The sequence below is a fragment of the Deltaproteobacteria bacterium genome (assembly GCA_013151915.1).
Taxonomy (GTDB): domain Bacteria; phylum BMS3Abin14; class BMS3Abin14; order BMS3Abin14; family BMS3Abin14; genus BMS3ABIN14.
Genome location: JAADHJ010000015.1, coordinates 1 through 13428 on the forward strand (window position 1 = coordinate 1; position 13428 = coordinate 13428).

The 13428-nt window shown below is 52.0% G+C and carries 11 protein-coding genes; 6 read left to right on the plus strand and 5 right to left on the minus strand.

Annotation, left to right across the window (positions count from 1 at the left end; genetic code table 11):
* Positions 1–533 precede the first annotated feature (533 nt).
* The 4 genes from GXP52_03355 to GXP52_03370 form a co-directional block, all read right to left on the minus strand.
* Positions 534–1649, minus strand: a complete 1116-nt coding sequence (locus tag GXP52_03355) for a Fic family protein (GenBank protein NOY86323.1) — start codon at positions 1647–1649, stop codon at positions 534–536.
* A gap of 570 nt (positions 1650–2219) precedes the next feature.
* Complete coding sequence (locus tag GXP52_03360; protein NOY86324.1) at positions 2220–3101, minus strand: nucleotidyl transferase AbiEii/AbiGii toxin family protein; 882 nt, start codon at positions 3099–3101, stop codon at positions 2220–2222.
* Positions 3102–3110: 9 nt separating this feature from the next.
* Entirely contained in the window at positions 3111–4085 is a 975-nt protein-coding gene (locus GXP52_03365) for a hypothetical protein (protein ID NOY86325.1), read from the minus strand.
* A 376-nt stretch (positions 4086–4461) separates the two neighbouring features.
* Positions 4462–5838, minus strand: coding sequence for an APC family permease (locus GXP52_03370; GenBank protein NOY86326.1), 1377 nt, complete (start codon positions 5836–5838; stop codon positions 4462–4464).
* 231 nt (positions 5839–6069) lie between these two features.
* Between GXP52_03370 and GXP52_03375 the strand changes: the two genes are divergently transcribed.
* Positions 6070–7386 carry a 4Fe-4S dicluster domain-containing protein gene (locus GXP52_03375; GenBank protein ID NOY86327.1) on the plus strand — a complete coding sequence of 439 codons (1317 nt, stop codon included), beginning with the start codon at positions 6070–6072 and terminating at the stop codon, positions 7384–7386.
* 62 nt (positions 7387–7448) lie between these two features.
* Here GXP52_03375 and GXP52_03380 read toward each other — a convergent pair whose 3' ends face one another.
* The gene (locus tag GXP52_03380; protein NOY86328.1) at positions 7449–7748 is read right to left on the minus strand and encodes a hypothetical protein; all 300 of its coding nucleotides are present in this window, start codon (positions 7746–7748) and stop codon (positions 7449–7451) included.
* Between the two features lie 205 nt (positions 7749–7953).
* Between GXP52_03380 and GXP52_03385 the strand changes: the two genes are divergently transcribed.
* The 5 genes from GXP52_03385 (at position 7954) to GXP52_03405 (ending at position 13033) form a co-directional block, all read left to right on the plus strand.
* Entirely contained in the window at positions 7954–8943 is a 990-nt protein-coding gene (locus GXP52_03385; protein ID NOY86329.1) for an extracellular solute-binding protein, read from the plus strand.
* A gap of 79 nt (positions 8944–9022) precedes the next feature.
* Positions 9023–10111, plus strand: coding sequence for an ABC transporter ATP-binding protein (locus GXP52_03390; protein ID NOY86330.1), 1089 nt, complete (start codon positions 9023–9025; stop codon positions 10109–10111).
* Positions 10112–10119: 8 nt separating this feature from the next.
* Positions 10120–11805, plus strand: coding sequence for an iron ABC transporter permease (locus tag GXP52_03395; GenBank protein ID NOY86331.1), 1686 nt, complete (start codon positions 10120–10122; stop codon positions 11803–11805).
* A 39-nt stretch (positions 11806–11844) separates the two neighbouring features.
* A complete protein-coding gene (locus GXP52_03400; protein ID NOY86332.1) occupies positions 11845–12546 on the plus strand; it encodes an MgtC/SapB family protein in 702 nt (233 codons plus the stop codon).
* Between the two features lie 103 nt (positions 12547–12649).
* Positions 12650–13033: an HIT family protein gene (locus GXP52_03405; GenBank protein NOY86333.1), complete on the plus strand. Its 384-nt coding sequence runs from the start codon at positions 12650–12652 to the stop codon at positions 13031–13033.
* Positions 13034–13428 lie beyond the last annotated feature (395 nt).

The following is a 13428-nucleotide window of genomic DNA, read 5'->3' on the forward strand; positions in this document are numbered from 1 at the left end:
CTTTTGGCAAAGCTTTTGCCCGGTCTTCCATATTTGAAAAGGAGACCAATTACTTTGTTACACCAAGCCCCATCTTAACCCAGTTCAGCAACAACCACCTTCAGCAGTGGCCCCTCAAAAAGGGTCAGCCTGATTAGCGACAGGGTAGAATCGGGGAATTCTCTGAAGAAACTCTCCGCCCATCCGATCACTCCTGCTCCGGCTCAGCCCTGCCCGTTGCCGAACGAAATACCACCATGCCCTTTTCATCGAACCACACGTCCTGCTCCCCGGGTATGGACAGACAGACCTTGACGCCCTCGCGGGCGGCCCCGCAAATTTCTCGGCCTCCCGGCTTCCTTTAATATCGTCGGGCATGGGCCTCGGTACCCAGTAGGCCGGAAAAGCCCTTACAGACATGTGTATGGGAAGATGATTGTCAGACACCGGCTTCTCCCATTTCCAGAGGGTGTGTGGGGCCGCACCTCACATCCTCTGGTTTCACCTTTCACACTTCTAGGTTTACCTAACCCAAGTTGGCTCCATTTTAGATACTATTCATCCCTGGGCCATGACAGACTGTAACTGACGTTCCTGCCGCCGCCGGGATTTTTGATCAGGACTCCCTTTTTGACCAGATCTGAAATATCTCGTTTAGCGCTCTCTCGACTGACCCTGGTGATCCCTTTATATTTTCTGTTGGTCAATCCTCCTTCAAAACCATGCGGCTCCGATTCCAATAAACGATTGATAACTTTTTTCTGCCGTTCGTTAAATACGACCTCAACCCATTGCTGCCAGAATTTTACTTTTTGCAGTGCATCCTTTATTTCAGCTTCAGATCGTTGAATTGCCCTGTTGAAACACATCAGGAACCATAAAAGCCAGTTCGTAATTTCTCCGTCACCCTTCTGAGTTTTTTCAAGTATATCGTAATATTCATCGCGGTCAGCGTTAATTTGGGCCGACATGCTATACATACGAAAGTCCTTCTGTTCATCTTGAGCTAAAGCCATGTCAGTGATAGCTCGTGCAATACGTCCATTGCCATCCTCAAATGGGTGAATAGACACAAACCAAAAATGTGCCGCCGCAGCGCGCACCAGGCCATCGGATTCGTCTGACGAAGAATGCCACCACTTGAGGAATCGGCCGATCTCGCCTTTGAGGACACTTGCCGGAGGCGCTTCGTAGTGGACACGTTCTTTCCCCAAAGGGCCGGACACCACCTGCATTGGCTCTGATCCCTTACGCCAATCGGCTACCGTGATCCTGTTCATACCGGAATAGCCCGTTGGAAAAAGAGCAGCGTGCCATCCTTTGAGCCTTTGGGGCGTCAGCTTTTTTCCATGGTTGACAGTTGCATCCATAAGCATCTCGACTAATCCATCTACCTGCCTTTCCGCCGGCGGAAGTCCGGCTGTCGGCAATCCAAGTCGTCGTGCAACTGAAGATCGAACAGAATCTCTATCCAGCTTTTCTCCCTCGATCGCGGCAGTTGCAAATGCTTCCTCAGTCAACACTTCCGCTTTCATCTCAAGACCGATATATTCGACTTCTCCCAGGAGCCGTCCCTGGAATTGACGCGACTTGCCAAGCGGACGAAGAAGTGCGTCGCTATTCCATCTGAAATTGGGCCAAGTCTTTGTTTGCCATATGTATTGAACCATTTAAACCCTCTTTTCGGGTCATAGATTGCCCCAAATAATTTGCTTTAATGGGCTACTATCTGACCCGATTATATCGTTTAAACGGGTCACTGTCTACTTCGTTTCTCCCGCAAACGGGAAGCCTCCCTCCTGGGGTCGCACCTCACATCCTCAGGTTTTGGTTCATCCTGGAAATAAGTACCTGGATGAGGACCATACCCCGCCATTTGTCATCGTGCCTGTCCCGCCATAGCTTGAAGAGCGACGGTGGAAGCTGTAACTCATGCGACCTGTCCGCCATAGCCCGTAGGGCGACGGCGGAAGCGACCCCATAGCAGCCGGAAGGCGCCGCAATGACCTTTTCAGTTTCCGTCTTCGTTCTTCGAACTTCGCCGTGACAAGTCGCATGAGATTGCCACGCCTACGGTTTCACCCGGGTCTTCCCCCTTCGCTGAAGCTATGGGGGACAAGCGCAATGACAGCAAAATAATAAAGGGACGCATTAACCGGATGAACCGTTTTACTTAAGTAAAACGATGAAGATTTTATTCCATCCTCAATGATCGGGGCTACGGTAATTGCTGAGTTAGACTATCCCGGCAAAGGAAAACTGAAAGGTAAAAGGTTTATGCTCTCCCAGTAATCAGTAATCGCTACTAAAGTGTTTTCAACATCTGCGATACTGATGTCGGTGGGTATGATCGGGTCTTCAGAAAACAACCTGCTTGTAACCTCCCAATTTTCCCTGAAAGTTTTAAGCCCTTCACAATCAACATACCTTGATTCACTTGCCAGAAAAAATTCCTCCCCGGCCTTTTTCCAGAATATCTTATCGTTGATTGGCCTGGCTTGGATAATTCGTGTCAAGTCATACAAATCTTTAACCCGGATGGCTTTAGGCCGCTTATCAAGCTTTTCTCTATATGCAGGTAAAGAACTCAAAAACGCGCGCGCTTTCTCTCCTGCAATACGCTCCAGGGAATAAGCTTTTACAGTGACATCACCCAACGGAAGGACGACTACCGAATCGTCTGACAAGGTTTCTGGAGCAGCAACGTCAACTCTAAGACCAGGTAGGTCTCTTACACCCAACTTCTCGTAATCAATTAAGGATATTCTTATCAGAAAAGCATCCCATCCCAATGGATGACCTTTAATAGGATTAGGTTCAACGCGTATGTGACTTACCTTAAATCTTACCGGGTCCTGATCCTCAAAATATCTGGTCAATGCTTCCGATATGCTTTCTTCGAGAAAGGTCTTCTGAACTATTTTGTCTGGGTGTTGACGTGTAAATTCGGCATCAAGATTGCTGTCAATATCGAGGGACATTCTAGGTGTTCCCAGGTGTTGATTGAGCACCATGGCGCCCTTGAAAATCAGACTTTCTCTAATGCGGGAATTTCCTCCAAGCGCCTTTAAAATATGGGAGAGAACTTCAAATATCCAATTGCTTCGTTGCTCTCTATCCATGAGTCTGCATCAGGGTATCAAGATTCTCCAGTTTTGATTTATCCGTAAATAATGAGTGCCTCTAAAGAGGGGGATATCGGCAATGCCCGTGATATTCAGAGTCTCTCTTCTTGTGCCCTCGAGAAAGCGGGCAAGATCCGGGTCCGGTTTGTACGCCATAACATCGAACATTGCACCGACCCGTCGTGTAAGAGAAAGTATGTCTATCTTCTTCAAATATTCCAAAATAAGAGATTCATTTATTTTGTTAATATGGGCATTCCATGACTCAAATATAACTTCAGGACCCCCACATTTATAAGGATACTGAAAAGTGTCTAAAAGAGTTTGCTCAATTGTTGTCATTCTAATTTGAGTGCGTGGGTTAAATACTCTCAGTTTAATTCCTGGAATGGTATTCTCTTGCCTCTTGGTTAAGTAGATCGGCACATCTTGATACGAAAACGCTCTGGTGCCTAATTTTTCACGTTTCCCGGAGTTATCGCTTGAAGGTTGTTCAAAAGTTACCGTTGTCATTTCAGATCGAGGTCGTCTTTTTTGTTTGAGGATCGTTGCAATGTGATGATGTGTTGGAATTTGAGTGGTCAAGTTGAAGTAGAAAAGTGCGCTGAAATAACAAATGACACCTTCTTGTTTATAGGCCTGCAATAGCTCCAGCGGGTCAGCGTCCACATCATGTGAAGCATGGATACCAATAAGATAAAAATCTTTTGAAGGGACTCTTTTACTTATACCTTCAATTGGCACGCGCGATGCTAAGCCCATTGCTTTCAGGTGATTAAGAATCTTGACACCGCTAGGAAATGTTGTAGGTAAGGCCTGTTCCTTTTGAATTTCAGTGAACATCCGCGAGAGTGTATATGCAGACAGGCAGCGAACGGAAGGAAGAGATGGGGGGGATGGGGTTGCCAGTCGGTTTAAGAGGGCTTTTAAGAAGTCATCCCACCTGGAGGGGAGAGGTTCTATTTTAGAAGTGTGTTTCAAGGACATGTTCTCGGCGAAAAGTTATGGTTGGAGCACTACCCTTACCCGTTATGCTTGCATAAGCAAGCATAACGGGTAAGGGTAGTGCTGTCAAGCTTAATACTTAGGTCTCTCTCCCTATAGGCTTGCAAAGCAAGCCTATAGGGAGAGAGACCTAAAAGTCAAGGACCATTTTGAAGAAAAACAATACTTTATGGTCCTTATGACCATCTATCCCTAAAATAGCATTCTGACAACACACCATAAGTTGCTTATATCCACTTGCGCTGCAAGTCATTGATTTGCGCGCCCTTCAGTAAGCGCATTGATGACTTTTTACGAAGTCATCATTCTTAAATCACAAAACCGCCCTGACCGGAGGGCGGTTTCATCATATTTAGCCCATATTCATGTTGTCCTTGTCCATGCTTGCAGGTCTTTCCGTATCACCATCCATTTCCATTTCCATGTGCATTATTCCACTGTTGTCGGTATGGGTTATCATGAAAAGGCGTTGTGCGACCAGGATGACCACGAAACCTATCAGGGAAACGATAATAACCAGCGGATCACTTTCAAATTTCAACAGCAAAAACGCACCTAGAATGACGACATCCATCACGATGGCGATTATAGGTATAACAGGATTTGCCTTCGTATCCTCGAGAAGATAGCGAAAAAGACCCCAATGAACGGCAATATCCATGATCAGATAGAAAATGGCGCCGATCGAGGCGATGCGTGTCAGATCGAAGAACACTGTCAGGGCAATAGCCAGCGCGACTGTGAAAACCAGGCCCGGGTTTTTAAAGCCCCGGTATAATCTCGGCAGTTGTTTCATGTCGCTGAGCATGGCCAGCATTCTTGAGGCTGAAAAAACACTGGCAATCAAACCCGAAACGGTCGCAACGATAGCCAGCAGCACAGTGAGCAAGAGGCCCAATTCCCCAAATACGGGCTTGGCTGCCGCGGCAAGCGCATAGTTTTTTGCCGTGATGATTTCCTCGACACTTAAGCTGCCGGCTACAGACAAAGCCAGCAAGGTATATATAACGGTACAGACGAGGACCGACAGGATGATGGAACGCCCCAGGTTACGGTGCGGGTCGATGATATCGCCGCCTTGATTGGTGATGGTAGTAAAGCCTTTGTAAGCCAGAATGGAAAGGGCGAGGGCGGCGACAAAATTGAAACCGCCACCCGTTGCAACTCCTTGACCGGCGGCTCCCCAGCTTTTCACTGACGGAAAGCCTGCGACGGCAAGTCCAGCCAAAGCCAGCACGGCAATCCCGGCAATCTTGATAACAGCGGTTATGTTGGCGGTTCTCTCGATCATCTTATTGCCGGAGATATTGACGATATAGGCTACGGCGATCAGCAGCACACCCAGCACGGATACCAGAAAGGTCGTATTTTCCACATCGAACAGTCGGAGCGTATAGGCGCCAAAAGTACGCGCGACGAGGCTCTCGGCGATGACCATCGAGACATACATGAGCAGTGCAAATGTCCCGGCCATGGTGCCGGGCCCATAGGCCTTGCGCGTAAACATGGCAACACCACCCGATGAAGGGTAAGTGTTGGAAAATTTAACATAGGAGTAGGCACTAAAACCGACGACAACCGCACCGGCCAGAAAGGCCAAGGGGAATAAATTTCCCACCAGTTCGGCGATCTGCCCCATAAGCACAAATATTCCGGCGCCTATCATTACACCTGTCCCCAAGGACACGGATCCTATTAGAGATAACTTGCTTGCAGAACCGTTTTTCATATACGACTCCTTATGTTTAGTATCGCACCACCTGGGGTCACACCTCAGATCCTCAGGTTCCAGCCCTCTCAACATCGGAGACGATGGCAGCTCGACCGCGACAACCAAAAAAAATCGCATCTGTTATACTTTAACAGACTGTCCCATTTAAGAGGTCCACTATCAAGGGGTTGTTTTTGTTCTGGAATTTTGAATGCGGAATCTGTAATTAACGAATAACCGGAGAAAAACATGGGGCACCTGGTCGGAAAAGACATTTACAGAGATCTGGGCAGGAAGATCGACAACCTCTCGGTGAGGACGCCGTGGAACAAGACCCTCCGCGAAATCCTCAAGGAGCTTTACTCCCCGGAGGAGGCCGACGTTGTCGTCCGCATGCCGTACCGGCTGTCTCGATTAAAGAAAATCGCCCAGGTCACGGGATACGACAAAACCAGGCTGCGGAACATCCTTGATGGATTGGCCGAAAAAGGTCTGGTCATCGATGTCTACATCAGGGGAGGGGGGTACTATATGCCCTCGCCCATGATCATCGGGATCTTCGAGTTCACCATGATGAGGACAGGGGAGGACCTCGACATAGTCAAGATGTCCAGACTTTTCAGTGAATACATGGAAAAGGATGACATCTTCTGGGCGGCCAATTTCGCAAAGGGAGAGAAGATCTCGGTGATGCGGACGATGCCCTGGGAGGACACCATAATAGATTTAGAGCACGTCGAGGTTCTGGATTACGAGAAGGCCGCGGCCATCATCGGGGAATCGAACAGATTCGCCGTGGGACTGTGTTCCTGCCGCCACAAAAATCACCATAACGGAGAGAAGGAATGTGATGTCCCCATTGGCAAGTGCTCCACCCTTGGGAGATCGGCCGATTACATGATAAGGCACAATCTCGCCAGGGAGATCTCCAGGACCGAGATGCTGGAAAACCTGGCCGAGTCCAGGGAGAGGGCACTGGTCATCAACGCCGACAACGTAATGGACGGTTGTGAGTTCATGTGCCACTGCTGCGGGTGCTGCTGCCAGGCTCTTAAGGGGATCAGCAAGCACGGCTACCCCAACACCGTTGTGACGTCCAACTTTATCGCCCGATGGGATGAGAACACCTGCAACGGTTGCGGCGCCTGCGCAATAGCCTGCACCATCGATGCCATCGAGATGGTGGGGAACAACGGCCCCGACTCGGGCAGGAAGAAGGATCCGATGGTGGATGAGTCCATCTGTCTCGGATGCGGAGTGTGCGCGCTTAAATGCAAACCCGGCTCCATGAAGCTCGTAAAACGGACCCAGCGAGTCCTGCATCCGGAGAACATCTTCCAGCGGATCATTCTCGCGTCCCTGGAGAGGGGGACCCTCCAGAACCAGCTGTTCCCCGAGCCGGAAAACATGACCCACGCCTTCATGCGGGGATTCGTAGGGGGCATCCTGAAACTGCCGCCCGTCAAGGCGGCTCTCATGAGTGATCTGCTCCGGTCGAGGTTTCTGGAGACGATCCAGCGAGGAGCGGCGTCCCCACTCCAGGCTGGACGACAGGACATCCCATGAGGCGTATTTTACATAGTTTTGGGCGCCCCTGATGAGCGCCTTGATGACTTTTTGCGAAGTCATCAATGTTTATGGATCATCCTGAAAATGAGTACCTGAAGGATGACCATACCCCACCATTTGTCATCGCGAACCGTATTTCGCCATCTATCATCGCGCCTGTCCCGCCATAGCTTGAAGAGCGACGGTGGAAGCTGTAACCCATGCGACCTGTCCGCCATAGCCCGTAGGGCGACGGCGGAAGCGATCCCATAGCGGCCGGAGGGCGCCGCAATGACCTTTTCAGCTCCGCCCGGGATTGCCGCGTCATTCTCGTTTCCCTCGATGTTCCTCGCAATGACAGCAAAATAATAAAGGTACACATTAGCCGGATGAACTTAAGTGTTCCTTAAAAACGACCACCCTGCTTATACCCATAATTTTGGCAGCCTCCGAAGTACCTACAAGTCTTTTCACCATTGCGGCGGTGGAAACATTGCGTCATCACATGCTATACTGAGAAGATGAGAGAAGTCGAAAGTTGTTGAAGGGGGATATCCCGTAGTCTCAGATGGAGAGGAGATGATCATGAAAAAACTCGTAGTTCTGTTGATGGTTGTTCTTTTTGCTGTACCGTCCTTCGCCGCCGACCTCGCCAAGGCCAAGGCGGAGGGAAAAGCGAGCTTTTACGCCAATATCACAGCGGTAGAGCCCATAATGGATGCTTTTAACGCAGCTACGGGAGTGGACGGTGTGTACACCCGTATCTCGACCTCCAAGTACCTGGCCACCGTGGCCACGGAATTTGAGGCAGGCAAACTCACAGCCGACGTGCTCCAGGCCCCCATGCCTATAATGCAGACCCTCAAGGATATGGGAGTGTTCACCCCCTACAGGTCGCCGTCGGCCGCGGGCTATCCCGACTGGGCGACCAGGGACGACACGATCATGCAGTTCGGTATCGAGTACGTCGCCCCGATCTACAACAAGGAATTGGTCAAACCCGCCGACGTTCCCAAAAGCTACATGGACCTGATCGACAAGAAGTGGTTCGACAAGATCGTCATGCCCGATCCGTCTTCCCACGCCACTACCATATCGTGGCTGGTGGGGATGAAGGAATCGAACATCTTCGCCTCCGAAGACGAGTGGATGAAGTTCGTCAAGGGGCTTGCGGCCAATAAGCCCATGTTTGTCAAGTCCTTCGGGCCTTCCCCGGGTCCCGTGGAAAGTGGTGAAAAGCTCCTGGCCATATCCATGCCCAAGTATATCATCACCCACGCCCCGGCGCCCCTGGATTGGGTGAGAGTGGACACGCTCCTCGGCACTCCGCGCGGAATAGCTATCGCCGCCAAGGCCCCCCACCCGGATGCCGCGAGGGTGTTCATGGACTACTGGCTTTCCAAAGACGCCATGCAGCTGCTTGCCGACAAGGTCGGTGAATACGTGCTGACCCCGGGCGTAAAATCGCCCATCGAGGGTATGGACAAGGTCAAGGTCCTGCCCATCCGTCAGCTGTCGAACAAAGAGATCAAGAGCTGGGGTAAAAAGTTCCAAAAGATTTTTTTCGGCGAATAGTAATTCCGCTAACCATTTAAAAAAGACCACACTCCCGGGGCTGAACAGCTCAGCCTCGGGAGTGTCAAGTTGAGGACCCATGGAAATTCATATCAAAGGCTTGACCAGGGACTACTATTCCGAGGGCAAACGGATCAGGGCCCTGGATAATGTGGATCTCACCATCCCCGCCAACCAGATCTTCACCCTTTTGGGTCCGAGCGGTTGTGGGAAAACAACACTGCTCCGGTGCATCGTCGGGCTGGAGTCCCCAGACGCTGGTGAGGTCATCATCGGGGGCGATGTGGTCTGGTCGAAGGAAAAGGATATATTTGTGCCGCCGGAAAAGCGGGGCCTGGGCATGGTCTTCCAGACCTACGCCATCTGGCCGCACATGAACGTGTTCGACAACGTGGCCTTCCCCCTGCAGAACCGGAACGCGACGAAGGACGAGATCAGGAAAAGTGTGGCCAGGGTGCTCGATTTTGTCCAGCTGTCAGGGTTCGAGAAACGTCCCGCTACCAAGCTGAGCGGCGGGCAGCAACAGCGTGTCGCCCTGGCGCGGGCGCTGGTCGCCGAGCCCAAGGTCATCCTCTTCGACGAACCTCTGAGCAACCTGGACGCCAAACTCAGGGAGGAGACGCGCAAAGAGCTGCGAAGTTTCCTGACGGAACTCAAGATCACCGCTGTCTACGTGACTCACGACAGGATCGAGGCACTGGCCCTTTCCGACCACATTGCGGTCATGCGGTCCGGCAGCATCGTGGAGGAGGGGAATCCCAAAAAGATCTATTTCCACTCGGATCATCCATTCGTCGCGGATTTTATCGGCCGGGCCAACCTCATCCCGGGCACGGTTCAGGGACTGGAAGGGTCCCACGCTGTCATCAGGACCGGAATCGGATCCATTGAGGGCCTGAACGGCCAGGACCTGAAAACCGGTCGGGAGGCCATGGTGTGCGTTCGACCCGAGTTCATGAGACTCGCTTCCAGCGGTGAGGCGGGGGGGAAGAACGTGTTCAAAGGCGAGGTGGAGACCCTCCTTTTCGTTGGTGAGGCCTACGAAGGGGAGATCCGCATCGGAGAAACCCTGCTCACGACCGTTATCCCACCCGCGGTGGATATCGGGAAAGGGGACGAGGTTTTCGTTTCCCTCGACCCGGATTACTGTTTCCTGCTTCCCGCCTGAGGGCCGCCATGACCAGGAGAGTGCCCCTCACACCGTCTCTCATCCTCATCGTTGGTTTCCTGACGGTCTGCCCGGTCCTCATGCTGGTCCTGGGAAGCTTTTCGGAAGGGTTTGGAAGTTTCGGCGTCTTCACGGTCCAAAAGTATGTGGAGGCCTACACCGATCCGGCCCTTGCCGGCATCCTGATCAATACCCTGATCTTCACTCTCGGCTCAGCGGTCGTGGCAACCATTTTCGCCCTGTTCCTGGCCTACATAAACACGCGGACCAATATCCCGTTCAAGTTCCTCTTCGGCATCATCTCCATCATCCCCATGATGATCCCCCACATTCTCTTTGCGGTGAGCTGGGTGCTCCTTTTAAACCCCAGCAACGGGATCCTCAACAGGCTGATCATGGATATTTTCGGCCTGAAAAGCTCCCTTTTCAACATCTACACCCTGCACGGGATGATCCTTGTGGAGGGCCTTCTGGATCTGCCCATAGCGTACCTCATCATCGCGCCGGCCATGAGTGCCTTTGATGTCTCTCTGGAGGAGTCCTCCAAGGTGTGCGGGGCCTCGACCCTGCGCACCCTTACCCGGGTGACCCTCCCGGTGCTGAGGCCGGCCATACTGGCGTCGGTGATCCTCGTCATCGTCAGAAGCCTGGCTTCCTTCGCGGTTCCCTCCATCATCGGGATGCCGGGCAGGAAATACGTTCTGGCCACCTACATCTACCGGACCATCTCCACCGGTTTTGCCGCCGACTACGGCAAGGCCGCCGCCATCGGCATGAGCGCCATGGCCGCTTCCATCGTCCTGATCTACCTGTACCGGTACCTCACCTCGGAGAGCAGCAAGTACGTCACCATCTCGAGCCGCGGGTTCAAGCCAGCCCTCATTGACCTCAAAGGGTACAAGTACCCGATGTTCACCATTGTCGGACTGCTCTCATTCGTTCTCATCGTCCTGCCGGTGCTGGTCCTCTTCTACACATCCATGCTCCCATATGTCATGGCCCCGAGCGCGAAGGCCTTCGCGAGGATGAGCTGGAAGAATTGGATCGATGTGATCAAAGACCCCATATCCATACTGGCCCTCAAGAACAGCCTGACCCTCGGCGTTGTGGGAGCGACCCTGGGAGTCATCCTCTCTATCTTCGTATCCTACGTCATCGTGAAGGTGCGTACCGTGGCCTCAGGCATCCTGGAGTCCCTCAGCTTCCTGTCTTTTTCCTTCCCGGGTATCGTCATCGGGGTCGGGTTCATGTGGTTCTTCGTACGCACTCCCCTTTACGCGACCATATGGGCCCTTCTCATCGGGTACATTGCCACCTACCTACCCTACGGGATAAGGCCTATCTCCAGCGCCTTTGTCCAGATACACAGCCACCTGGAGGAGTCGGCCTGGGTTTGCGGCGCCGGCCGGTTCAGGACAGTGCGCCGCATTGTCATCCCTCTTCTGATACCGGGAATCATCTCGGGGTGGATCCTCATGGCTACCATGTTCGTGCGGGAACTGAGCCTTTCGGTGGTGCTCTCCCGGCCGGGCACGGAGGTTCTGGCGGTGCAGATCCTGCGTTTTGCCGAGGACGGGTTGTGGGGCAGGCTGTCAGCCCTTGGTATCATTATGATCTTTTTCTCATCCACCCTTGTCATCGCGGCATCTCTGCTGGGAAGAAAACTGACAAAGATGGGGATAGTGGGTAACTGAAGTTGCGGTCCGGTGTTCAGACTGGAAAAGAGGTGAACCATGTTTTTCGATAACTCGTTTATGGGAAGTTTTGAACTGTCCATCATGATCAAATTGATTCTGGCAGCGCTGGCGGGAGGACTCGTGGGCCTGGAGAGGGAGAAGCATGGACGCCCCGCGGGCATGCGCACCAACCTCCTCGTTTCGGTGGGCGCCTGCACCATCATGATCATCTCAGAGGCCTTCTATCTCAAATACGGTATGCACGGTGCTGAAACCATCCTGCGTCTGGATCCTTCCCGTACCGCGGCCCAGATCGTCACCGGCATCGGTTTTCTCGGTGCGGGCGTGATTGTCAAAGAGGGCGCCACGGTTAGAGGCCTCACCACGGCCGCGGGCCTCTGGGTGGTGGCGGGTTTGGGGATGGCCTTCGGGATGGGATTTTTCTCCTTGGGCGTCATCTCCACGGTGTTGGTCCTCGTCAGTCTGGTTTCCCTCAGCAAACTTGATTCGATGATAAATAAGGACCTCTATCTCACCCTGTCTGTCACAGGTGAGCGGCGCGACAACCTTTTCGATGAGCTCATGGAACTGGTAAAAGACTTGGGACTTAAGGCCTCCGGCATAAGCTCCCAGGTGGATCTCGTGGAGAACGAAATCTTCATTAAAATGGTCCTGACGCAACAGCGAAAACGTGTTGGCCAGGAGTTGAGCGCGGCTGTGGAAAAGCTCGAAGGCATCAAGAAGATCTTTTACAGCTAGGGTGGGGTTGCCCCGGCTGGTTGAACAGAAGCTGTATCAACTGAATGTAGGGGGCCCGTGCTGTGGCAAGTCAGCTCTAAGCCGCGTTTCGAGGAAATGCCGCGTGACCAAACCGGATTGCCCATTTTGCTCTTTTCCTGATGACCGGATCATATCCGAGTCAGACTACACGTTCACCATTCGTGACGGTTTTCCTGTTTCAAAAGGCCACACGCTCATCATTCCAAAACGCCATGTTCGATCCTTCTTCGAGCTGCAGGCCATTGAAAAAGCGGCCATTCTGCAGGCCATGGACGAGGCGAAGGGGGCTTTGGACCAGGAGTTCTCCCCGGACGGCTACAATATAGGCATCAATGACGGCGAGGCTGCCGGCCAGACGGTCATGCATTTGCACATTCATCTGATCCCCAGATACAAGGGGGACACCTCGGACCCGAGGGGCGGAGTGAGATGGATCTTTCCGGACAAGGCGAAGTACTGGAAATAGGAGGAATCCAGAATCCCGGACCCAATACCCTGCGTAACCCTGCCTGCCCTCACGCACACTTTGGAATGTTTTAGCTTAATGCCCCTGACCGATAGAAACGACGGTAAAAGTGTAAACATGTCGGATTTTCTTACGATCTGTGGGGTTGCGGCTAAGTTGTCGATTTGTATGTGATAAGGTTATCCTTCATACCCCTTCTGGTTTAACCTGTCGGTTTTCTTTGCAAAACCTGAAGAAATCATAATGATCATCTCAAACGCCTCATTAAGCTTCTTTCCTTTTAAATTCCTATAGTTACAGATTTCATGTCTATGAAATTGATGGTTGGATCAATAATTGCGTAATCATAACAAAGAAGGATAGTCGAAAGAAGCCGCAGGGGACGTCCCTGAGGG

Coding starts and splice junctions, on each gene's coding strand:
- GXP52_03355 (NOY86323.1), bottom strand. CDS start 1,649: ATGGTTCAATACATATGGCAAACAAAGACTTGGCCCAATTTCAGATGG.
- GXP52_03360 (NOY86324.1), bottom strand. CDS start 3,101: ATGGATAGAGAGCAACGAAGCAATTGGATATTTGAAGTTCTCTCCCAT.
- GXP52_03370 (NOY86326.1), bottom strand. CDS start 5,838: ATGAAAAACGGTTCTGCAAGCAAGTTATCTCTAATAGGATCCGTGTCC.
- GXP52_03375 (NOY86327.1), top strand. CDS start 6,070: ATGGGGCACCTGGTCGGAAAAGACATTTACAGAGATCTGGGCAGGAAG.
- GXP52_03385 (NOY86329.1), top strand. CDS start 7,954: ATGAAAAAACTCGTAGTTCTGTTGATGGTTGTTCTTTTTGCTGTACCG.
- GXP52_03390 (NOY86330.1), top strand. CDS start 9,023: ATGGAAATTCATATCAAAGGCTTGACCAGGGACTACTATTCCGAGGGC.
- GXP52_03395 (NOY86331.1), top strand. CDS start 10,120: ATGACCAGGAGAGTGCCCCTCACACCGTCTCTCATCCTCATCGTTGGT.
- GXP52_03400 (NOY86332.1), top strand. CDS start 11,845: ATGTTTTTCGATAACTCGTTTATGGGAAGTTTTGAACTGTCCATCATG.